The following is a 21,952-nucleotide window of genomic DNA, read 5'->3' as shown; positions in this document are numbered from 1 at the left end:
CGATCATTTATGCGTCTAAATCCCGGACAACAACAAGCCGTCGAATTTGTAACCGGACCGTGTCTGGTGCTGGCGGGCGCAGGATCCGGTAAAACGCGCGTCATCACCAATAAGATTGCGCACCTGATCCGCGGCTGCGGCTATCAGGCCCGCCACATTGCGGCGGTTACCTTTACCAACAAAGCGGCGCGCGAGATGAAAGAGCGTGTTGGCCAGACGCTGGGGCGCAAAGAGGCGCGCGGGCTGATGATCTCTACCTTCCACACGCTGGGGCTGGATATCATTAAACGTGAATACGCCGCGCTGGGGATGAAATCCAACTTTTCGCTGTTCGATGACACCGACCAGGTGGCGTTGCTCAAAGAGCTCACCGAGGGGCTGATCGAGGATGATAAGGTGCTGTTGCAGCAGCTGATCTCAACGATCTCAAACTGGAAAAACGATCTGATGACCCCGGCCCAGGCTGCGGCGATCGCCAAAGGCGAACGGGATCGGATCTTTGCCCACTGCTATGGTCTGTACGACGCGCACATGAAAGCGTGCAACGTGCTGGACTTCGACGATCTGATCCTCTTGCCGACGCTGCTTTTACAGCGAAATGAAGAGGTGCGCGAGCGCTGGCAGAATAAAATCCGCTACCTGCTGGTGGATGAATATCAGGACACCAACACCAGCCAGTACGAGCTGGTGAAGCTGCTGGTGGGGCAGCGCGCGCGCTTCACCGTGGTTGGCGATGATGACCAGTCAATTTACTCCTGGCGCGGCGCACGCCCGCAAAACCTGGTGCTTCTGAGCAAAGATTTCCCCGCGCTGCAGGTGATTAAGCTGGAGCAGAACTACCGTTCCTCCGGGCGCATCCTGAAGGCGGCAAACATCCTGATTGCCAATAACCCGCACGTTTTTGAAAAGCGTCTCTTCTCCGAACTTGGCTACGGTACGGAGCTGAAGGTGCTCAGCGCCAATAATGAAGAGCATGAGGCGGAGCGCGTGACGGGCGAACTGATCGCCCACCACTTCGTCAATAAAACCGAATACAAGGATTACGCGATCCTCTATCGCGGCAATCACCAGTCGCGCGTCTTTGAAAAGATGCTGATGCAGAACCGCATTCCGTACAAAATTTCCGGCGGCACTTCGTTCTTCTCGCGGCCAGAAATTAAAGATCTGCTGGCCTATCTGCGCGTGCTTACGAACCCGGATGACGACAGCGCGTTTCTGCGCATCGTGAATACACCAAAGCGCGAGATTGGTCCGGCGACGCTGCAAAAGCTGGGCGAATGGGCGATGACCCGCAATAAGAGCCTGTTTACCGCCAGCTTTGATATGGGGCTGAGCCAGACGCTGACGGGGCGCGGGTATGATAATTTAACCCGCTTCACCCACTGGCTGGGTGAAGTGCAGCGCCTGGCTGAGCGCGAGCCCGTGGCGGCGGTACGCGATCTGATCCACGGCATTGACTACGAATCCTGGCTGTACGAAACCTCTGCCAGCCCGAAAGCGGCAGAAATGCGTATGAAAAACGTTAACCAGCTTTTTAGCTGGATGACCGAAATGCTGGAAGGCTCTGAGATAGATGAGCCGATGACGTTAACGCAGGTGGTCACCCGCTTTACCCTGCGCGACATGATGGAGCGCGGCGAGAGCGAAGAAGAGGCCGACCAGGTTCAGCTGATGACGCTGCATGCGTCAAAAGGGCTGGAGTTCCCGTATGTGTATCTGGTCGGTATGGAAGAAGGTTTATTGCCGCACCAGAGCAGCATTGATGAAGATAATGTCGACGAGGAGCGCCGTCTGGCCTACGTGGGGATCACCCGCGCGCAAAAGGAGCTGACGTTCACGCTCTGTAAAGAGCGCCGTCAGTACGGTGAACTCGTGCGCCCGGAACCCAGCCGTTTCCTGCTGGAACTGCCGCAGGACGATCTGATCTGGGAACAGGAGCGCAAAGTGATTACCGCGGAAGAGCGGATGCACAAAGGGCAGGCTAACGTGGCGAACATTCGCGCCATGCTGGCAAAAGCCAAAGAGAAGGGATAATGATGAGTAGGCCGGGTAAGGCGAAGCCGCCACCCAGCAGTGTTCAGCGTATTACTTCACCTCAAGCACCCAGTGCACATAGCTCTGCCACTGGCACTCCTGATCGATCATCTCTGCCCCAAGCGGGTGATTCTCAATCCAGTTTTCCGGCAGCGTCAGCGTCAGCTTCTCATCATCGGCTAGCAGATTAATGGCGGGTAACAAATCATCGCGGCGGCGGCTGGCAAACAGAATTGCCAGACGCAGCAGGCGACACAGATGCTCGGCCACGCGCGGCGGTACGGCATTTTGCTGATGCAAAGAGGAGAGATCGACGGCGTTGGTCTGGTTTAGCAGTAGCGTTGCCAGCAGCTTTTTCTGTGCGGGCGTGTAGCCCGGCAAATCCAGGTTGCGCACCAGATACGCTGCGTGAGCAGGTGCCTGCTTAAAATCTATACTGAGCCCCACCTCGTGCAGCGCACAGGCGCTCAGCAATAAATCGCGGCTCAGATGATCAAGATCCCAGGCGTTAGCGACCTGGTCGGCAAAGCGTGATGCCAGCTGTGATACGCGGCCAGCCTGATCGATATCAACCAGAAAACGACGCTGGACGTTGCGCAGCGTACGGTTGCGGATGTCCTGATCCACCGACAGATGCAGCATCCCGTAGACCAGACCTTCGCGCAGTGCGCCGCCGGCCAGAGTCATACACTGGATATTCAGTTCGGTGAATATGGCGATCAGAATGGCCAGTCCGCTTGGGAAAACCAGGGCACGTTCCAGCGTCAGGCCTTCAATTTCCAGCTCTTCCAGACGTCCGCACTGAATGGCACGCTGTTTAAGCTGCTGAAGTTTGGCAAGCGTGATCCGCTCGTCCATGCCCTGCGCCATCATGATTTCCTGCAGGGCCTGCACGGTACCCGAAGCCCCGACGCAGACTTTCCAGCCGTGATAGCGCAGTTCGTCCATTACCGGGCGTAGCACTGCGCGCGCGGCGTTTTCCGCCTCGTCGAAGTTCTCTTTACCCAGATTCCGGTCAGTAAAGTAACGTTCAAGCCAGGTTACGCAGCCCATCGACAGGCTGAACAGCGACGTCGCCTGCGCGCCGGTGCCGGTTACCAGTTCGGTACTGGCACCGCCGATATCCACCACCAGACGGCGATCGTCACCCCCGGTGGTGTGGGCAACGCCCTGGTAGATCAGGCGTGCTTCTTCTTCACCGCTGATAACCTGAACCGGACACCCCAGAATTTCCTGCGCTTTGGCAATAAAATCTACGGCGTTAACCGCCAGTCTGAGCGTCGCTGTGGCGACAACGGTGATTTGAGCATGCGGGATATCCTGCAGACGCTCAGCAAAGAGCCGCAGGCACTGCCAGCCACGTTCCATGGCTTCAGGTGAGAGGTAATTATCGCTGCTCAGGCCCGCCGCGAGGCGGACCTTGCGCTTAATGCGCGTCAGCGTTTGTATGCTTCCCGCCACCTCACGCACAACCAGCATATGAAAACTATTCGAACCGAGATCAATTGCCGCATAGAGCGAGGTGGAGCTGAGCATAATGTATTAACCTGAACGACGACGATTACGCGGTGCGCCGCCTGAACGACGCGGACCATTGCCGGAGCGCGGGCGGGAAAGACGCTTAGGCGGCGGCAGTTCGCTTAACAGCGCTTCCGGATTGTATTTACTCTGCGGAATAGAGTGACCGATGTAGGTCTCAATGGCTGGAAGATTCAGCGCATACTCTTCACACGCAAGGCTAATCGAGTGACCGCTTGCGCCCGCACGACCAGTACGACCGATACGGTGTACGTAGTCTTCGCAGTCGTCTGGCAGATCGTAGTTAAAGACGTGCGTCACGGCTGGAATGTGTAAACCACGTGCCGCCACATCGGTTGCGACCAGAATATCAAGATCGCCACGGGTGAACTCGTCGAGGATACGAAGGCGTTTTTTCTGCGCCACGTCGCCGGTCAACAGGCCAACACGGTGACCGTCGGCAGCCAGATGGCCCCAGATGTCTTCACAGCGGTGTTTAGTGTTCGCGAAGATAATGGCGCGATCGGGCCACTCTTCTTCGATCAACGTTTGCAGCAGACGCATTTTCTCTTCATTGGAAGGATAGAAGAGCTCTTCTTTAATGCGGTGGCCCGTTTTCTGCTCCGGCTCCACTTCCACATACTCGGCGTTGTTCATCTGCTCGAACGCCAGTTCGCGTACGCGATAAGAAAGGGTGGCAGAGAACAGCATGTTCAGGCGCTGATTTGCCGGCGGCATGCGGCGGAACAGCCAGCGGATATCTTTAATGAAGCCCAGATCGTACATGCGGTCAGCTTCATCAAGCACCACAACCTGGATGGCGCCGAGGTTGATATGGTTCTGTTTGGCGTAGTCGATAAGACGGCCAGTGGTACCAATCAGGATATCCACGCCGCTTTCCAGCACTTTCAGCTGCTTATCGTAGCCGTCGCCGCCATAGGCCAGGCCAAGCTTCAGGCCAGTAGCCTGTGCCAGGGGTTCAGCGTCTGCATGGATCTGTACCGCCAGTTCTCGCGTCGGGGCCATAATTAGCGCGCGCGGCTGGTTAACTTTGCGGTCTGCAATCGCTGGGTGAGAAAGTAAATAATGGAACGTTGACGTTAAAAACGCCATCGTTTTGCCGGTACCGGTTTGCGCCTGCCCTGCAACATCGCGACCGGCCAGCGTCAGCGGCAGGGCGAGAGCCTGAATGGGCGTGCAGTTATGAAACCCTTTTGTTTCAAGGGCTTCGATCACTTTTGGGTGCAGGGCGAAGTCGGAAAACTTCTGTTCTGTTAAATGTGTTTTGCTCATAGTGTGGTAGAATATCAGCTTACTATTGCTTTACGAAAGCGTATCCGGTGAAATAAAGTCAACCTTTAGTTGGTTAATGCGACATCAACACGTCGTTGGTGGAGACAAAACCAACGTACCAGGCTTATTCCTGTGGAGTTATATATGAGCGATAAAATTATTCACCTGACTGACGACAGTTTTGACACGGACGTACTTAAGGCTGACGGGCTGATCCTCGTCGATTTCTGGGCTGAATGGTGTGGTCCTTGCAAAATGATCGCCCCGATTCTGGATGAGATCGCTGACGAATATCAGGGCAAACTGACGGTTGCCAAGCTGAACATCGACCAGAACCCGGGCACCGCACCGAAATACGGTATCCGTGGCATCCCGACCCTTCTGCTGTTCAAAAACGGCGAAGTGGCGGCGACCAAAGTGGGCGCCCTGTCCAAAGGTCAGCTGAAAGAGTTCCTGGACGCTAACCTGGCGTAAGGTTTCTCCGCTGTGCGTCCAGAGCCCCCGGCTAAATGATGTGGAACTCTGGACGCCCGGCTGAAGTCGTGCTAAGTTAGCTATGACTTCGTTTTAAACATATCTATTGTTTGAATCTTGTTTTACCCGATACTTCCCTTTGTTGACATGAACAATGCGTGAAGTGGCTAAATTCCGGGCTTGTCACTCAATCCGTCTTGTCGTTTCAGTTCTGCGTTCTTTCCCTGTGACCAGACAGCGAACAGACATGAGGTGATGGCCGCTAAACAGGCATGGATGACCCTGCCATACCATTCACAACATTAAGTTCGAGAATCACTCCGAGTTTAAGAACCCACACCATTATGAATCTTACCGAATTAAAGAATACGCCGGTTTCTGAGCTGATCACTCTCGGCGAAAATATGGGACTGGAAAACCAGGCTCGTATGCGCAAGCAGGACATCATTTTCGCCATCCTGAAGCAGCACGCTAAGAGTGGCGAAGATATCTTTGGCGACGGTGTGCTGGAGATATTGCAAGACGGATTTGGTTTCCTCCGCTCTGCAGACAGCTCCTACCTCGCCGGCCCTGACGACATCTACGTATCCCCCAGCCAAATCCGCCGTTTCAACCTCCGCACTGGTGACACCATTTCAGGTAAGATTCGTCCTCCTAAAGAGGGTGAACGCTACTTTGCGCTGTTGAAAGTCAATGAAGTTAACTTCGATAAACCAGAAAACTCGCGTAACAAGATCCTCTTTGAGAACTTAACGCCTCTGCACGCGAACTCTCGCCTGCGCATGGAGCGTGGTAACGGTTCTACCGAAGACTTAACCGCGCGCGTCCTGGATCTGGCATCGCCAATCGGTCGCGGCCAGCGTGGTCTGATTGTGGCCCCGCCGAAAGCGGGTAAAACCATGCTGCTGCAGAACATCGCGCAGAGCATTGCCTACAACCACCCAGACTGCGTGCTGATGGTGCTGCTGATTGACGAACGTCCGGAAGAAGTGACCGAGATGCAGCGTCTGGTTAAAGGTGAAGTGGTTGCTTCTACCTTCGACGAGCCAGCATCTCGCCACGTTCAGGTTGCGGAAATGGTTATCGAGAAGGCGAAACGCCTGGTAGAGCACAAGAAAGACGTGATCATCCTGCTTGACTCTATCACCCGTCTGGCGCGTGCCTACAACACCGTGGTGCCAGCTTCCGGTAAAGTGTTGACCGGTGGTGTGGACGCTAACGCCCTGCACCGTCCAAAACGCTTCTTCGGTGCGGCACGTAACGTGGAAGAGGGCGGTAGCCTGACCATCATCGCAACGGCGCTGATCGATACCGGCTCCAAAATGGACGAGGTTATCTACGAAGAGTTTAAAGGTACAGGTAACATGGAACTGCACCTCTCTCGTAAGATCGCTGAAAAACGCGTCTTCCCGGCTATCGATTACAACCGTTCCGGTACCCGTAAGGAAGAGCTGCTCACCACGCAGGAAGAGCTGCAGAAAATGTGGATCCTGCGCAAAATCATCCATCCAATGGGTGAAATTGACGCGATGGAGTTCCTCATTAACAAACTGGCGATGACCAAAACCAACGACGATTTCTTCGACATGATGAAGCGCTCGTAACGTAAATAAAGCCAGCGAACGCCACGTTTTTACGTGGCGTTTTTCTTTTATGGACTATACGCTAGTATCGCCTACTCCCAATTTTGACCGGTCAGTGCGACAATAAGATAATTCGCACAGTAAAAACATTAATAGCTTGAATAATAAACAAATGGAATTGTAAGAGGTTTGCTTTATAACTTCAGGCGCGGCCCCTTGATGGTTATACTTCCTTGACTAACATTTGTTGAGAACATCCATTGTGAACCTACTTGATACGTTTACTGAACTAACCAGTATTTTCTTGTTTACCACCTGCTTTTTGTTTCTGGCACGTAAGGTTGCAAAATATCTGGGCTTAGTGGATAAACCCAACTTCCGTAAACGTCATCAAGGCATGATCCCTCTGGTCGGTGGCATCTCTGTTTTTGCGGGGATCTGCTTCACTTTTGCTATTGCAGATTACTATATTCCGCATGCCAGGCTTTATCTCATATGCTCAACAGTTCTTGTTGTGATTGGTGCGCTGGACGATAGATACGACATCAGCGTCAAAATCCGCGCTTTCGTTCAGGCAGCTGTCGCTATTGCAATGATGGTGTTTGCTAAGTTGCACCTGAGTAGCCTGGGCTATATTTTCGGGGCCTGGGAGATGGAACTCGGCCCATTCGGCTATTTCCTGACACTTTTTGCCGTGTGGGTGGCGATTAACGCGTTCAACATGGTTGACGGTATTGATGGTTTGCTTGGTGGCCTGTCCTGCGTCTCATTTGCCGCCATTGGTTTCATTTTATGGTTCGATGGGCAATATAGCCTTGCTATGTGGTGTTTCGCCATGATTGCTGCCATCCTGCCTTATATCCTGTTAAATCTCGGCGCATTGGGCCGACGCTATAAAGTCTTCATGGGCGATGCGGGTAGCACGCTTATCGGCTTTACCGTCATTTGGATCTTGCTGGAAACTACTCAGGGCGATGTGCATCCCATCAGCCCGGTAACGGCGCTATGGATTATTGCCATCCCCTTAATGGATATGGTTGCGATTATGTATCGCCGCCTGCGTAAAGGAATGAGTCCATTCTCTGCTGACCGTCAGCACATTCATCATTTGATCATGCGAGCCGGATTCACTTCCCGGCAGGCATTTGTGCTTATTACGCTGGCGGCTGCTATTCTAGCGGGGATTGGCGTGACGGCGGAATATACGCACTTTGTGCCTGAGTGGGCCATGTTGGTATTGTTCTTGCTAGCATTTTCTCTCTACGGCTACTGCATTAAGCGCGCATGGAAGGTGGCGCGATTCATTAAACGTATTAAGCGCAGGATGCGACGTAACAGTAGCAAAAACACAACATTAACTAAGTAAAACCGGGACTATGATGACTCAACCGTTGGCGGGAGCGAAATCAGTGGTAACAGAGAATGAACTGGACATTCGGGGTTTGTTTCGCGTGTTATGGGCAGGCAAACTTTGGATTGTGGGGATCGCGCTGGGGTTTGCATTGTTAGCGCTAGCCTACACGTTCTTTGCAAAACAGGAGTGGAGCGCCACGGCAATCACGGACAGACCCACGGTTAACATGCTCGGGGGGTACTACTCCCAGCAGCAGTTCCTGCGAAACCTGGATATTAAAGCCAGCCTTGCCACCCCGGACCAGGCTTCCGTTATGGATGAGGCCTACAAAGAGTTTGTGATGCAGCTGGCCTCGTGGGATACGCGCCGCGATTTCTGGTCCCAGACGGATTACTTCAAGCAGCGTCGGGTTGATAACACCAAAGCCGATGCCGCGCTGCTGGACGATCTGATTAACAATATTCAGTTCATGCCAGGCGACGTGCTGCGTAACGTCAACGACAGCGTCAAGCTGATTGCCGAAACCGCGCCGGATGCAAACAACCTGTTGCGCCAGTACGTCGCGTTTGCCAGCCAGCGTGCCGCCAGCCATCTGAATGAAGAGCTTAAAGGCGCCTGGGCAGCGCGCACTATCCAGATGAAGGCGCAGGTCAAACGTCAGGAAGAGGTGGCAAACGCCATTTTTGCGCGCCGCGTGCATAACATTCAGCAGGCGCTGAAAATTGCGGAACAGCACAACATTTCCCGCACTGAGACGGATGTTCCGGCTGATGAATTGCCTGATTCTGAAATGTTCCTTCTTGGTCGTCCTATGCTGCAGGCGCGTCTGGAAAACCTGCAGGCCGTTGGGCCTGATTTTGACCTCGATTACGACCAAAATCGCGCGATGCTCAATACGCTTAATGTCGGCCCATCGCTGGATCCGCGTTTTCAGACCTATCGTTATTTGAGAACGCCTGAAGAACCTGTAAAACGCGATAGTCCGCGCCGCGCATTCCTGATGATCATGTGGGGGATTGTGGGCGCACTCGTTGGTGCTGGCGTGGCGTTAACGCGTCGTCGTACAAACTAAGAACGCCGTTTACGATGAAGGCTGCGGCCTTCATCGCCTAATCGAAGAGAATCGATGTGAAAGTACTTACCGTATTTGGCACCAGGCCGGAGGCCATTAAGATGGCGCCTCTGGTTCATGCGCTGGCCAGCGATCCTGATATTGAAGCGAAGGTCTGCGTCACGGCCCAGCACCGTGAGATGCTCGATCAGGTCCTAACCCTCTTTTCCATCGTCCCGGATTACGACCTTAATATTATGAAGCCGGGACAGGGATTGACGGAAATAACCTGCCGCATTCTGCAGGATCTCAAGCCGATCCTGGAGTCATTCAAGCCCGACGTCGTGCTGGTGCACGGGGATACCACGACGACGATGGCAACAAGCCTGGCCGCGTTTTACCAGCGTATTCCCGTCGGCCATGTTGAAGCGGGCCTGCGCACCGGCAATCTTTATTCTCCATGGCCGGAAGAGGCCAACCGTACGCTTACCGGGCATCTGGCGATGTACCATTTTGCGCCAACCGAGAACTCTCGCCAGAACCTGCTGCGTGAAAATGTCGCCGATAACAACATCTTTGTTACCGGCAATACGGTCATTGACGCGTTGATTTGGGTACGCGATCGCGTGCTGGCAAACAGCGATCTGCAGAAAGAACTCGCTGCCCGCTATCCTTTCCTGAATAACGGCAAAAAAACCATTCTGGTCACTGGCCACCGTCGCGAAAGCTTTGGTCGGGGCTTTGAGCAAATCTGTCACGCGCTGGCTGAAATCGCCGCGCAGAACGACGATGTGCAAATTGTCTATCCGGTACACCTTAACCCTAACGTCAGCGAGCCGGTCAACCGCATCCTGGGCCACGTCGAAAACGTCCTGCTGATTGAACCGCAGGACTACATGCCGTTTGTCTGGCTGATGAACCACGCCTGGCTGATCCTCACCGATTCCGGTGGGATTCAGGAAGAAGCGCCCTCTCTTGGCAAGCCGGTGCTGGTGATGCGTGAAACCACTGAACGTCCGGAAGCGGTTAAAGCCGGGACAGTGCGTCTTGTCGGCACCAACGCACAGCTCATCGTCGAAGAGGTCACGCGGCTGCTACACGACGATGAAGCGTATCAGGCGATGAGCCGGGCCCACAATCCCTACGGAGATGGGCAGGCTTGTGGCCGTATTTTGCAAGCACTTAAACACAATCGGGTATCGCTATGAGTTTTACTACCATCTCTGTCATTGGTCTTGGCTACATTGGCCTGCCTACTGCGGCGGCATTCGCCTCCCGTCAAAAGCAGGTTGTTGGTGTGGATATCAACGCACGTGCGGTAGAAACCATTAATCGTGGCGAAATTCATATTGTGGAGCCCGATCTTGACCGCGTGGTGAAAGAGGCGGTTGATGGCGGCTTCCTGCGCGCCAGCACGACGCCAGTGGAAGCGGATGCCTACCTGATTGCCGTTCCAACGCCCTTTAAAGGCGACCACGAGCCCGATATGGTCTACGTCGAGGCGGCGGCAAAATCTATTGCCCCCGTGCTGAAGAAAGGGGCGCTGGTAATTCTGGAGTCGACTTCTCCCGTCGGCGCTACCGAGCAGATGGCGCAGTGGCTGGCCGATGCGCGTCCTGATTTACGCTTCCCGCAGCAGGCCGGTGAGCAGGCGGATATCAACATCGCCTACTGCCCGGAGCGCGTGCTGCCGGGGCAGGTGATGGTCGAACTGATTAAAAACGACCGGGTGATAGGCGGCATGACGCCGGTCTGTTCTGAACGCGCCAGCGCGCTGTACAAGATTTTCCTGGAAGGCGAATGCGTGGTAACCAACTCCCGCACCGCCGAGATGTGCAAGCTGACGGAAAACAGCTTCCGTGACGTTAACATCGCCTTCGCAAACGAACTGTCGCTGATCTGTGCCGATCAGGGGATTAACGTCTGGGAGTTAATCCGCCTGGCGAATCGCCATCCGCGCGTCAACATTCTCCAGCCTGGCCCAGGGGTGGGCGGTCACTGTATCGCCGTCGACCCGTGGTTTATCGTGGCGCAGAACCCGGCGCAGGCGCGCCTGATTCGCACCGCGCGTGAAGTGAACGATAGCAAACCTCACTGGGTGCTCAACCAGGTTAAAGCGACGGTAGCGGATTGTCTGGCAGAGAGCGGCAAGCGCGCCAGCGAGCTGAAAATTGCCTGCTTTGGTCTGGCATTCAAACCCAATATTGACGATCTGCGCGAAAGCCCGGCGATGGAAATTGCTGAGATGATTGCCGAATGGCATAAGGGCGAAACGCTGGTGGTCGAGCCAAATATTCATGAACTGCCGGCAAAACTGGCGGGGCACTGCACGCTGACGGCACTCAATGACGCGCTGGCGACGGCGGACGTGCTGGTGCTGCTGGTGGACCATAAAGAGTTTAAAGCCACGCCTGGTGACGCGGTGCGTCAACAGTATGTGGTTGATACCAAAGGCGTCTGGCGTTGAGTGCACTCCACGGCGTGCTGGAATCCCTTGAGTGGGAAAGCGCATTTTTTGCCCGCCCCTCGGCGATAGTCCGCTGGCGCGAGAATGCGCCCGCCCTGCAGGAAGTGGACTTCAGCGCCTGGCAGCGCGTGCAGGCTAAGATCCCGGCGGACCGTGCCGACCTGCTTGACGCGCTCCAGCAACACGGTTTTCAACTGGTTGAAGGCGAGGTAGACCTTTCCATCACCCTCACCCGGCACGATGCGTCCGGCGCGGAAATTGCAACGGAACAGGACATTCCTGTGCTGCGCCAGATGGCGGCCCGGGCGTTTGCGCAAAGCCGCTTTCGCACGCCCTGGTATGCGCCTGACGATAGCGGACGTTTCTATGCCCAGTGGGTAGAGAATGCGGTCAAAGGTACCTTTGACCACGTCTGCCTGATTTTCCGTGCAGCGAACGGCCAGATTCAGGGATTTGTCTCGCTGCGCAAGCTTAACGAGCGCGAGGCGCGTATTGGCTTATTAGCCGGGCGCGGCATGGGAGAGAAACTCATGCAGGCGGCGCTGCACTGGGCGCAGCTGCAGCAGGTTGAGACGCTGCGGGTGGCGACCCAGGTGGGCAACACCGCCGCGCTTAAACGTTACATTGCGAGTGGTGCCAACATCGACGCCACCGCCTACTGGTTATACAGGTGACAAGATGATTCCATTTAACGCACCACCCGTCGTGGGAACCGAGCTCGACTATATGCAGTCTGCCATGGGCAGCGGCAAACTCTGCGGTGACGGCGGTTTTACCCGTCGCTGTCAGCAGTGGATGGAGCAGCGTTTTCGCAGTGCTAAAGTGCTGCTGACCCCGTCCTGCACGGCATCGCTGGAAATGGCGGCCCTGCTGCTGGATATCCAGCCCGGTGATGAAGTGATCATGCCGAGCTATACCTTCGTCTCTACCGCGAATGCATTTGTCCTGCGCGGAGCGAAAATCGTCTTTGTGGATATCCGCCCGGACACCATGAACATTGATGAGACGCTGATAGAAGCGGCGATCACCGACAAAACACGTGCGATTGTGCCAGTTCACTACGCGGGCGTGGCCTGTGAAATGGACACCATCATGGCAATCGCCAAAAAGCACAACCTGTTTGTGGTAGAAGATGCCGCGCAGGGCGTGATGTCCACCTACAAGGGGCGCGCGCTGGGCACTATCGGCCACATCGGCTGCTTCAGCTTCCACGAAACGAAAAACTACACTGCCGGCGGTGAGGGCGGTGCGACGCTGATTAACGATCGTGCCCTGGTTGAGCGTGCGGAAGTGATCCGTGAAAAAGGCACCAACCGCAGCCAATTCTTCCGCGGTCAGGTTGATAAGTACACCTGGCGCGATATCGGCTCAAGCTATCTGATGGCCGACCTGCAGGCAGCGTACCTGTGGGCACAGCTGGAAGCGGCAGAGCGAATTAATCTCCAGCGCCTGTCCCTGTGGCAAACCTATTACGATGCGCTTGAGCCGCTGGCAAAAGCCGGTCGCATTGAGCTGCCAACCATTCCGGCCGATTGCGTCCACAACGCCCACATGTTTTACATCAAGCTGCGCGATAACGACGATCGCAGCCAGCTCATCGCCTGGCTTAAAGAAGCCGAAATTATGGCGGTCTTTCACTATATTCCGCTGCACTCCAGCCCGGCGGGCGAAGCGTTTGGGATGTTCGCAGGTGAAGACCGTTACACCACGAAAGAAAGTGAGCGTTTGCTTCGCCTGCCACTGTTCTTCAACCTCGCGCCAGTTAACCAGCGTACGGTGATCAATACCCTTCTGAGCTATTTCGGCTGATATGTCTCTGGCAAAAGCATCGGTGTGGACCGCCGCGTCCACGCTTGTAAAAATTGGTGCCGGACTGCTGGTCGTCAAGCTGCTGGCCGTCTCATTCGGCCCCTCAGGCGTCGGGCTGGCGGGCAACTTCCGCCAGCTTGTTACCGTCCTTGGGGTGCTGGCCGGTGCCGGAATCTTCAACGGCGTAACCAAATACGTTGCTCAGTATCATGATGATGCGGCCCAGCTTCGCAGGGTAGTGGGCACCGCGTCGGCAATGGTCACGGGCTTTTCGACCCTGCTGGCGATTGTGTTTCTGCTGGCCGCAGCGCCCATTAGCCAGGGATTGTTCGGGCACACCCATTACCAGGGGCTGGTGCGTCTGGTCGCGCTGGTCCAGATGGGCATTGCCTGGGCCAACCTGCTGCTGGCGCTGATGAAAGGTTTTCGCGATGCTGCCGGGAACGCGCTTGCGCTCATCCTGGGTAGCGTCATCGGCGTGATTGCCTATTATTTCTGCTACCGCCTGGGTGGCTATGAAGGCGCACTGCTTGGGCTGGCGCTGGTTCCGGCACTGGTTGTTGTGCCTGCGGCGTTCATGCTGATGCGCCAGGGCGTTATCCCTCTGAGCTACCTGAAACCGCAATGGGACAAGGTGCTTGCCAGCCAGCTGGGTAAATTTACCCTGATGGCGCTCATTACTTCCGTCACGCTGCCGGTGGCCTACGTGATGATGCGAAACCTGCTGGCGGCGCATTACAGCTGGGATGAGGTAGGGATCTGGCAGGGCGTAAGCAGTATTTCCGATGCTTACCTCCAGTTTATAACGGCTTCCTTTAGCGTTTATTTGCTGCCAACCTTATCGCGTCTGACGTCCAGGCAGGATATTACCCGCGAAATTTTCCGCTCCCTGCGTTTTGTATTACCCGCAGTGGCGGCGGCCAGTTTGACCGTCTGGTTATTGCGTGATGTCGCCATCTGGCTGCTGTTCTCGGCGAAGTTTACCGCCATGCGCGATCTTTTTGCCTGGCAACTGGTGGGTGATGTGCTGAAAGTGGGTGCTTACGTTTTCGGCTATCTGGTGATTGCGAAAGCCTCGCTGCGGCTGTATATCCTCGCGGAGGTTAGCCAGTTTGCATTGCTGACAGCATTTTCGCACTGGCTGATACCCGCGCACGGTGCGCTGGGGGCGGCTCAGGCCTACATGGCAACCTATATCGTTTATTTCGCTGCCTGCTGCGGCGTATTTTTATTGTGGCGTAAACGCGCATGACTGCACTGATTCACATCCTGGGATCGGATATCCCACACCATAACCAGACCGTTTTGCGGTTCTTCAACGACGAGCTGGCATCGGGCAATCCTGATGCGCGCGAGTTTATGGTTGCAGGTCAGGATAATGGCCTGAGCGCGGCGTTTCCGGCGCTGACAATCACCTTCTGGCCGGATAAAGCTACCCTGGCGAAGGCGGTTATTGCCAAAGCCAAAGCGGATCGTGAGCAACGTTTCTTTTTCCACGGGCAGTTCAATACCGGCCTGTGGCTGGCTCTGCTCAGCGGGGGAATTAAACCCTCCCAGTGCAGCTGGCATATCTGGGGAGCCGATCTCTACGAAGTCTCGCGCGGCTGGAAATTCCGTCTTTTCTATCCGCTGCGTCGCATGGCGCAGGGAAGGGTGGGCCGCGTTTTTGCCACCCGTGGCGATCTGAATTATTTTGCGAAGCAGCACCCTAACGTGCGCGGTGAGCTACTCTATTTCCCAACCCGTATGGATCCGGCGCTGAACACCATGGCGAATGACGCGGTTCGCGAAGGCAAGCTGACGGTGCTGGTGGGGAATTCCGGCGACCGCAGTAACGAACATGTCGCCGCGCTCCGGGCAGTACACCAGCAGTTTGGCGACACGGTGAACGTGGTGGTGCCGATGGGTTATCCGGCCAACAACGACGCCTACATTGATGAGGTTCGCCAGCAGGGGCTTGCGTTATTCAGCGAAGAAAATCTGCACATTCTCAGCGAAAAGCTGGAGTTTGATGACTATCTTGCGCTGCTGCGAAAATGTGATCTGGGCTATTTCATCTTTGCTCGCCAGCAGGGGATTGGTACGCTGTGTCTGCTGATTCAGGCGGGTGTACCGTGCGTGCTTAATCGTGAAAACCCGTTCTGGCAGGACATGGCCGAGCAGCATATTCCGGTGTTGTTCACCTCAGACGCGCTGAATGTCGAAGTGGTACGTGAAGCACAACGCCAGCTCACGCTGGTGGATAAAAATAGCATCGACTTTTTCAGCCCGAATTACCTCACGCCGTGGCACAGCGCGCTGCGTATCGCTTCAGGAGACAACGCATGAGTCAGTTGCAGTTTAGCGGCTTACTGGTTGTCTGGCTTCTGAGCACGCTATTTATCGCCACGCTCACCTGGTTTGAGTTCCGCCGGGTGCGCTTCAACTTTAACGTATTCTTCTCGTTGCTGTTTCTGCTGACCTTCTTCTTCGGCTTCCCGCTGACCAGCATTCTGGTCTTCCGTTTTGACGTGAGCGTCGCGCCGCCGGAAATTCTTCTCCAGGCCCTGCTGGCGGCGACCTGCTTCTATGGTGTTTACTACGTCACCTATAAAACGCGTCTGCGACCAGCGCAGACCGCTGCCCCGCGTCGGGCGCTCTTTACCATGAACCGGGTGGAGACCCATCTGACGTGGGTGATGCTCATGACCATCGCCCTGGTCAGCGTCGGCATCTTCTTCATGCATAACGGCTTCCTGCTGTTTAAGCTCCACTCCTACAGCCAGATTTTTTCGGCTGAAGTCTCAGGCGTGGCGCTTAAGCGATTCTTCTATTTCTTCATCCCGGCGATGCTGGTGATCTTCTTCCTTCGCCAGGACAGCAAGGCATGGCTGTTCTTCCTGGTCAGTACGGTTGCGTTCGGTATCCTGACCTACATGATCGTGGGCGGTACGCGTGCCAACATTATCATCGCTTTCGCTATCTTCCTGTTCATCGGCATCATCCGCGGCTGGATCTCGCTGTGGATGCTGGTTGCGGCAGGGGTATTTGGCATTGTGGGGATGTTCTGGCTGGCGCTGAAGCGCTACGGGATGAACGTGGCGGGCGACGAGGCGTTTTACACGTTCCTCTACCTGACGCGCGACACCTTCTCGCCGTGGGAAAACCTGGCATTGTTGCTGCAAAACTACGACAAGATTGATTTCCAGGGGCTGGCGCCGATTGTGCGCGATTTCTACGTCTTTATCCCGAGCTGGCTCTGGCCGGACCGCCCTGGCGTAGTACTCAATACCGCGAACTATTTTACCTGGGAAGTGCTGAACAACCATTCGGGCCTGGCGATCTCGCCAACCTTGATTGGTTCCCTGGTGGTGATGGGGGGAGGCTGGTTTATCCTGCCGGGCGCGTTTGTCGTAGGGTTGATTATTAAGTGGTTTGACTGGCTTTACGTGCGCGGTAACGAAGAGACCAACCGCTATAAAGCGGCCATTTTGCACAGTTTCTGCTTTGGTGCCATTTTCAATATGATCGTTCTGGCGCGCGAGGGGCTGGACTCGTTCGTTTCGCGCGTGGTGTTCTTCATGGTCGTTTTTGGCATCTGCCTGTTACTGGCCAAACTGTTGTACTGGCTGTTCGACAGCGCAGGGCTTGTGCACAAGCGCGAGCCACAGGGCAGCACAACGCTGTCGCAAGTCTGAGTAGGGAAAGTAATGACTGATAAAACTTCTGCACCGCGCTATGCGCTTCGTGGTTTGCAGCTGATTGGCTGGCGCGACATGCAGCACGCGCTGGATTTTCTGTTCGCCGACGGGCAGATGAAATCCGGTACGCTGGTCGCTATCAATGCGGAAAAGATGCTGGCGGTGGAAGATAACGCCGAAGTCAAAAGCCTGATAGAAGCGGCTGAATTTAAATACGCGGACGGAATCAGCGTGGTCCGCTCTATCCGTAAAAAATATCCTGACGCTAATGTATCTCGCGTGGCGGGTGCCGATCTCTGGGAGCAGCTTATGGCTCGCGCTGGCGCGGAGGGCACGCCGGTGTTCCTGATTGGCGGTAAGCCTGAGGTGCTGGCCGAGACTGAAGAGAAACTGCGTCGTCAATGGAATGTTAATATTGTTGGTAGCCAGAATGGTTACTTCAAGCCTGAAGACCACCAGGCTTTGTTTGCCCGCGTGCGCGACAGTGGGGCAAAAATCGTCACCGTGGCGATGGGGTCCCCGCGCCAGGAGATCCTGATGCGCGACTGCCGCATGGTCAGCCCGGATGCGCTTTATATGGGCGTCGGCGGCACCTACGATGTCTTTACCGGCCACGTGAAGCGCGCGCCGAAGATTTGGCAAAATATGGGGCTGGAGTGGCTCTACCGCCTGCTCTCCCAACCCACCCGCATTAAACGACAGATTCGACTGCTTCGCTACCTCACCTGGCACTATACCGGTAAAATGTAATCAAAATGTAGCGCGATATGCTGTTCGCGCTGCAACTCACCTGCAAAACTGCTGATAATTTGTGCAATGCATTCATTTTTTTAATGCATCGTTTGCCATTTGGCCGATTTTAAGAAACCATTCGCACCGTATTTTAGTACCCCTAAAAAACAATAACCGGTATTAAGCCGGGAAACAGCAAACACAATCGAGGATCTATGGCAGAGAAACAACCGGAGCTACAGCGTGGGCTGGAAGCTCGTCATATCGAACTGATAGCGCTGGGCGGCACTATCGGCGTTGGCCTGTTTATGGGCTCCGCAAGCACCCTCAAATGGGCAGGCCCTTCCGTATTACTGGCGTATATCATCGCCGGGCTGTTTGTTTTCTTCATCATGCGCTCAATGGGCGAAATGCTCTTTCTGGAGCCGGTGACCGGTTCCTTCGCCGTTTACGCACACCGTTATATGAGCCCGTTCTTCGGCTACCTGACGGCCTGGTCATACTGGTTTATGTGGATGGCGGTGGGCATCTCTGAAATCACCGCCATAGGGGTTTATGTCCAGTTCTGGTTCCCGGACATGGTCCAGTGGATACCGGCACTCATTGCCGTGGGGCTGGTGGCGCTGGCAAACCTGGCCGCCGTGCGCCTTTACGGTGAAATCGAGTTCTGGTTTGCGATGATCAAAGTAACCACCATCATCGTGATGATTGTTATTGGCCTGGGCGTTATTTTCTATGGCTTTGGCAACGGCGGACACGCCATCGGCTTTGGCAACCTGACTGAACACGGCGGCTTCTTCGCCGGCGGCTGGAAGGGCTTCCTGACGGCGCTGTGTATTGTTGTGGCCTCGTATCAGGGCGTGGAACTGATCGGGATTACCGCCGGGGAAGCGAAAAACCCGCAGGTTACGCTGCGTAGCGCGGTGGGCAAAGTGCTGTGGCGCATCCTGATTTTCTACGTGGGCGCAATCTTCGTTATTGTGACCATCTTCCCGTGGAACGAAATCGGCACGACGGGGAGCCCGTTCGTATTAACCTTTGCGAAGATTGGGATTACAGCAGCAGCGGGTATCATCAACTTTGTGGTCCTGACGGCAGCGCTTTCAGGCTGTAACAGCGGGATGTACAGCTGTGGCCGTATGCTCTACGCGCTCTCGAAAAATAACCAGCTGCCTGCGGCAATGAGTAAAGTCTCACGTGCTGGCGTGCCGGTAGCGGGCGTCGCGGTCTCCATTGTCATCCTGCTGATTGGCTCCTGCCTGAATTACATCATCCCTAATCCGCAGCGCGTGTTTGTTTATGTCTACAGCGCCAGCGTGCTGCCGGGCATGGTGCCGTGGTTTGTTATCCTCATCAGCCAGCTGCGTTTTCGCCATGCGCATAAAAAAGCGATCGCCAGCCATCCGTTCCGCTCGATCCTTTTCCCGTATGCGAACTATTTGACGATGGCGTTCCTGATTTGCGTATTAATTGGAATGTACTTTAATGAAGATACCCGCATGTCGCTGTTTGTCGGGCTGATCTTCCTGGCGGCAGTGACGGTCGCGTATAAGCTTTTTGGCCTGGGTCGCCGTGCCACTACGCAGAAAGTGGAGGAATAAGCGGCAAAATGTGCAAACCATAACCAAACGCGCATTTTTTTCAAAAAAGCACTAGACAGCGGGGACGGAGGTACGTAATATCCAGCCCCGCAACGGCGCTAAGCGCCCGTAGCTCAGCTGGATAGAGCGCTGCCCTCCGGAGGCAGAGGTCTCAGGTTCGAATCCTGTCGGGCGCGCCATTTTAGTTCCCGGCGCTAGAGCTGCGGTGGTCTGAGAAGTAGTCAGTACCGCGTGAAAGAATACAGTGGTGGCTATAGCTCAGTTGGTAGAGCCCTGGATTGTGATTCCAGTTGTCGTGGGTTCGAATCCCATTAGCCACCCCATTATTGAAAGAGTTGTGAATTGCGAAGGTGGCGGAATTGGTAGACGCGCTAGCTTCAGGTGTTAGTGTCCTTAGGATGTGGGGGTTCGAGTCCCCCCCTCGCACCACGACTTTTTAAATGAATTGAACTAAAAATTCAAAAAAGCAGTACATCGGCGAGTAGCGCAGCTTGGTAGCGCAACTGGTTTGGGACCAGTGGGTCGGAGGTTCGAATCCTCTCTCGCCGACCAATTTTGAACCCCGCTTCGGCGGGGTTTTTTGTTTTCTGTAAGTTTTCTCCCCTGTCGTTATCTCCAGAAAGTACCCTGTATCATTGTCGCGATTCAGTGACATGCAAGCCATTGAAAATAAGATAAATAATTATTTATGGGATTTACTGTCACTTCCTGGCGACATATTTCTGCTTTTGCCGATACGCTATGAAGCTTCAGAGGCTACTTAACAGCATAATTTCCTTTTATCTTAAAATGTTGCGCCATGTAAAAGTTCTGCGTGTAAATCTGGCACGTAACGTGCAATAATATACGCGTAGATGCTCATTCCATCTCTTATGTTCGCCTTAGTGCCTCATAAACTCAGGAATGACGCAGAGCCATTTACGGTGCTTATCGTCCACTGACAGATGTCGCTTCGGCCTCATCAGACACCATGGACATAACGTTGAGTGAAGCACCAAATATGTTGTCTTACAGACCTGTTTTAACGCCTGCTTTTATAGCAGGCGTTTTTTTTATGTCTTATTCCCGATACCCACGCATGATCAGGGCGACCAACAGCAGGGCGGCTGACGAGACCGTATAGAGCGCCAGCACTGAGCCAAGCCCAACAGCCACCATCGCTGTAATGCCGGTGAAAAGCGAGGCGCTGAGCGTTTGCCAGCGCCAGGCTTTACCGCTGGCTGACGCGGTTTGCGTGATATGAAAACTGCTGAGTACGCCAAACGTACCGGCTGCGAAGAGAACGTTTGAGGCCAGATGCGCGATAAAGATCATCCCCAGCGCACATGCCATCCACCCGGACAACAACGGCAGCATTCCATAAGCGGCAAGAAAAATACCGAGACAAACGATGATTCGCGGCGTGTGGACGGCAAAGCGCGTCAGGCTCTCTTTTTTAGCAGCATGGGGCCGCAAAGTTGCCCCATGCTCCTTGCGAAAAGCAGAGGCAGAGCAAGGCCCGCCGCATCCTGAGGATGGAGCTGCTGCGCCAGGGCCGGAAGTAGCGCCATAGCCGGTGAGCCGACGGCCGCCAGCGCCGGCAAAATGAGCAGGCTGCGCTTTTGCCGAACGGTCAACGTCCGCCAGCGCAGTGGCGCGGGGGCTGCCTCTTCACCGGGGAGAGGTAGCAATGGCGCAGAAAACCGCCGCCCAGCCAGCCACAGCAGCAGCAGCGACCCGAGAAAACTGGCGGCATCAATGGCCAGCAGGGTAAACACGGATGTCTTCTGAAACAGCAGCACGCCCAGTCCAGTACCTAATAACACCTGAGAAGCAAAAATCACATTTTCCAGACAGGTCGCAGCAGGCAGCTCTGTTTCGCTAAGTCCGCGTTTAAAGAGCAATGTCAGCGCGGGCCAGCTCATCCCGCTGAGCAGCGCTTCGGTGGATTGCACGGCGAGTAGCGAGGCAATACTGTGATAACCCGCACCGAGCAGGGGGAAGAGCAGGGCGAGCAATCCCAGCCCCTCGGTCAGTATCAGCAGGAATACTGGAGAATAGCGCGAGCACAGCTTTTCGCCGATCGCGCTGCCGATGAATCCCGGAACCGTTGCGAAAAGAAAAGCGAGGGTGAGCAGGGCGGGCGGGGCCGACCACGCTAACAGTAAACCAAAGACCACGACCTGGGTTAGACCATTTCCCAGCGAAGAAAAGATAAAAGCACAGGCAAGCAGGCGCAGCCAGCGGTGGCAGCGCAGCGCTTCAATAAGCGCATACAAAAGCGAGTTCATGAAGATTTCCTTTCAAAAACGATTTAATCCACGCAGCAGAAAGTGCGCGTGTGTGAAAAAAGGTTAATGAAAAGACTTCGTTACAT

Annotated in this window: 16 protein-coding genes, 4 tRNA genes and 1 pseudogene; 18 read left to right on the top strand and 3 right to left on the bottom strand. The window is 55.0% G+C overall.

Annotation, left to right across the window (positions count from 1 at the left end; genetic code table 11):
- Nucleotides 1-9 precede the first annotated feature (9 nt).
- Nucleotides 10-2,034 carry a DNA helicase Rep gene (rep, locus tag ACMGGH_RS04530; RefSeq protein ID WP_028014817.1) on the top strand — a complete coding sequence of 675 codons (2,025 nt, stop codon included), beginning with the start codon at nt 10-12 and terminating at the stop codon, nt 2,032-2,034.
- A 51-nt stretch (nt 2,035-2,085) separates the two neighbouring features.
- Here the strand turns inward: rep and gppA are convergent, their stop codons facing one another.
- On the bottom strand, nt 2,086-3,570 hold the full coding sequence (gppA, locus tag ACMGGH_RS04525) for a guanosine-5'-triphosphate,3'-diphosphate diphosphatase (protein WP_041911816.1): 1,485 nt from the start codon (nt 3,568-3,570) through the stop codon (nt 2,086-2,088).
- 6 nt (nt 3,571-3,576) lie between these two features.
- The gene (gene rhlB / locus ACMGGH_RS04520; RefSeq protein WP_028014815.1) at nt 3,577-4,845 is read right to left on the bottom strand and encodes an ATP-dependent RNA helicase RhlB; all 1,269 of its coding nucleotides are present in this window, start codon (nt 4,843-4,845) and stop codon (nt 3,577-3,579) included.
- A gap of 144 nt (nt 4,846-4,989) precedes the next feature.
- Here rhlB and trxA point away from each other — a divergent pair, with 144 nt between their 5' ends.
- The 17 genes from trxA to ACMGGH_RS04435 all read left to right on the top strand — a co-directional run bounded on the left by trxA (nt 4,990) and on the right by ACMGGH_RS04435 (nt 20,148).
- On the top strand, nt 4,990-5,319 hold the full coding sequence (gene trxA, locus ACMGGH_RS04515) for a thioredoxin TrxA (RefSeq protein WP_006179218.1): 330 nt from the start codon (nt 4,990-4,992) through the stop codon (nt 5,317-5,319).
- A 344-nt stretch (nt 5,320-5,663) separates the two neighbouring features.
- On the top strand, nt 5,664-6,923 hold the full coding sequence (gene rho, locus ACMGGH_RS04510; protein WP_008501566.1) for a transcription termination factor Rho: 1,260 nt from the start codon (nt 5,664-5,666) through the stop codon (nt 6,921-6,923).
- Between the two features lie 241 nt (nt 6,924-7,164).
- Complete coding sequence (gene wecA / locus ACMGGH_RS04505) at nt 7,165-8,268, top strand: UDP-N-acetylglucosamine--undecaprenyl-phosphate N-acetylglucosaminephosphotransferase (protein WP_028014814.1); 1,104 nt, start codon at nt 7,165-7,167, stop codon at nt 8,266-8,268.
- A gap of 13 nt (nt 8,269-8,281) precedes the next feature.
- Nucleotides 8,282-9,328, top strand: a complete 1,047-nt coding sequence (gene wzzE, locus ACMGGH_RS04500; protein WP_028014813.1) for an ECA polysaccharide chain length modulation protein — start codon at nt 8,282-8,284, stop codon at nt 9,326-9,328.
- Nucleotides 9,329-9,384: 56 nt separating this feature from the next.
- Nucleotides 9,385-10,515 (top strand): non-hydrolyzing UDP-N-acetylglucosamine 2-epimerase, encoded by a 1,131-nt coding sequence (wecB, locus tag ACMGGH_RS04495; protein ID WP_028014812.1) that lies wholly within the window; start codon nt 9,385-9,387, stop codon nt 10,513-10,515.
- Nucleotides 10,512-11,774: a UDP-N-acetyl-D-mannosamine dehydrogenase gene (gene wecC, locus ACMGGH_RS04490; RefSeq protein ID WP_232949150.1), complete on the top strand. Its 1,263-nt coding sequence runs from the start codon at nt 10,512-10,514 to the stop codon at nt 11,772-11,774. Before wecB ends, wecC begins: the two co-directional genes overlap by 4 nt.
- Nucleotides 11,771-12,448 carry a dTDP-4-amino-4,6-dideoxy-D-galactose acyltransferase gene (gene rffC / locus ACMGGH_RS04485; RefSeq protein WP_049138385.1) on the top strand — a complete coding sequence of 226 codons (678 nt, stop codon included), beginning with the start codon at nt 11,771-11,773 and terminating at the stop codon, nt 12,446-12,448. The genes wecC and rffC overlap by 4 nt, the downstream gene beginning before the upstream one ends.
- A gap of 4 nt (nt 12,449-12,452) precedes the next feature.
- The gene (rffA, locus tag ACMGGH_RS04480; RefSeq protein ID WP_041911819.1) at nt 12,453-13,583 is read left to right on the top strand and encodes a dTDP-4-amino-4,6-dideoxygalactose transaminase; all 1,131 of its coding nucleotides are present in this window, start codon (nt 12,453-12,455) and stop codon (nt 13,581-13,583) included.
- A 1-nt stretch (nt 13,584) separates the two neighbouring features.
- Nucleotides 13,585-14,835, top strand: coding sequence for a lipid III flippase WzxE (gene wzxE, locus ACMGGH_RS04475; RefSeq protein WP_045260999.1), 1,251 nt, complete (start codon nt 13,585-13,587; stop codon nt 14,833-14,835).
- Complete coding sequence (locus ACMGGH_RS04470) at nt 14,832-15,911, top strand: TDP-N-acetylfucosamine:lipid II N-acetylfucosaminyltransferase (RefSeq protein ID WP_232949151.1); 1,080 nt, start codon at nt 14,832-14,834, stop codon at nt 15,909-15,911. The genes wzxE and ACMGGH_RS04470 overlap by 4 nt, the downstream gene beginning before the upstream one ends.
- Nucleotides 15,908-17,260: an ECA oligosaccharide polymerase gene (wzyE, locus tag ACMGGH_RS04465; protein WP_232949152.1), complete on the top strand. Its 1,353-nt coding sequence runs from the start codon at nt 15,908-15,910 to the stop codon at nt 17,258-17,260. Before ACMGGH_RS04470 ends, wzyE begins: the two co-directional genes overlap by 4 nt.
- A 12-nt stretch (nt 17,261-17,272) precedes the next feature.
- Nucleotides 17,273-18,013 (top strand): lipopolysaccharide N-acetylmannosaminouronosyltransferase, encoded by a 741-nt coding sequence (gene wecG, locus ACMGGH_RS04460; protein ID WP_193052954.1) that lies wholly within the window; start codon nt 17,273-17,275, stop codon nt 18,011-18,013.
- Nucleotides 18,014-18,210: 197 nt separating this feature from the next.
- Entirely contained in the window at nt 18,211-19,596 is a 1,386-nt protein-coding gene (gene thrP / locus ACMGGH_RS04455; protein WP_028014804.1) for a bifunctional threonine/serine APC transporter ThrP, read from the top strand.
- 102 nt (nt 19,597-19,698) lie between these two features.
- Nucleotides 19,699-19,775 (top strand) — tRNA-Arg (locus ACMGGH_RS04450).
- A gap of 68 nt (nt 19,776-19,843) precedes the next feature.
- Nucleotides 19,844-19,919, top strand: a tRNA-His gene (locus ACMGGH_RS04445).
- 21 nt (nt 19,920-19,940) lie between these two features.
- Nucleotides 19,941-20,025 (top strand) — tRNA-Leu (locus ACMGGH_RS04440).
- A 46-nt stretch (nt 20,026-20,071) separates the two neighbouring features.
- Nucleotides 20,072-20,148 (top strand) — tRNA-Pro (locus tag ACMGGH_RS04435).
- 507 nt (nt 20,149-20,655) lie between these two features.
- On the opposite strand, the pseudogene ACMGGH_RS04430 reads toward ACMGGH_RS04435, so the two are convergent.
- A pseudogene (locus ACMGGH_RS04430) lies at nt 20,656-21,866 on the bottom strand (MFS transporter).
- Between the last annotated feature and the right edge of the window lie 86 nt (nt 21,867-21,952).

It is taken from the genome of Enterobacter sp. BNK-16 (assembly GCF_048684955.1).
GTDB classification, from domain to species: domain Bacteria; phylum Pseudomonadota; class Gammaproteobacteria; order Enterobacterales; family Enterobacteriaceae; genus Enterobacter; species Enterobacter bugandensis.
This window is presented reverse-complemented; position numbering and strand designations above follow the sequence as displayed.

Bases quoted from the DNA above. Each gene is read 5' to 3' on its own strand.
- rho (WP_008501566.1), top strand. From the start codon at position 5,664: ATGAATCTTACCGAATTAAAGAATACGCCGGTTTCTGAGCTGATCACT.
- rhlB (WP_028014815.1), bottom strand. From the start codon at position 4,845: ATGAGCAAAACACATTTAACAGAACAGAAGTTTTCCGACTTCGCCCTG.
- wzzE (WP_028014813.1), top strand. From the start codon at position 8,282: ATGACTCAACCGTTGGCGGGAGCGAAATCAGTGGTAACAGAGAATGAA.
- wecG (WP_193052954.1), top strand. From the start codon at position 17,273: ATGACTGATAAAACTTCTGCACCGCGCTATGCGCTTCGTGGTTTGCAG.
- gppA (WP_041911816.1), bottom strand. From the start codon at position 3,570: ATGCTCAGCTCCACCTCGCTCTATGCGGCAATTGATCTCGGTTCGAAT.
- wzxE (WP_045260999.1), top strand. From the start codon at position 13,585: ATGTCTCTGGCAAAAGCATCGGTGTGGACCGCCGCGTCCACGCTTGTA.
- wecC (WP_232949150.1), top strand. From the start codon at position 10,512: ATGAGTTTTACTACCATCTCTGTCATTGGTCTTGGCTACATTGGCCTG.
- trxA (WP_006179218.1), top strand. From the start codon at position 4,990: ATGAGCGATAAAATTATTCACCTGACTGACGACAGTTTTGACACGGAC.
- thrP (WP_028014804.1), top strand. From the start codon at position 18,211: ATGGCAGAGAAACAACCGGAGCTACAGCGTGGGCTGGAAGCTCGTCAT.
- rep (WP_028014817.1), top strand. From the start codon at position 10: ATGCGTCTAAATCCCGGACAACAACAAGCCGTCGAATTTGTAACCGGA.
- wzyE (WP_232949152.1), top strand. From the start codon at position 15,908: ATGAGTCAGTTGCAGTTTAGCGGCTTACTGGTTGTCTGGCTTCTGAGC.
- ACMGGH_RS04470 (WP_232949151.1), top strand. From the start codon at position 14,832: ATGACTGCACTGATTCACATCCTGGGATCGGATATCCCACACCATAAC.
- rffA (WP_041911819.1), top strand. From the start codon at position 12,453: ATGATTCCATTTAACGCACCACCCGTCGTGGGAACCGAGCTCGACTAT.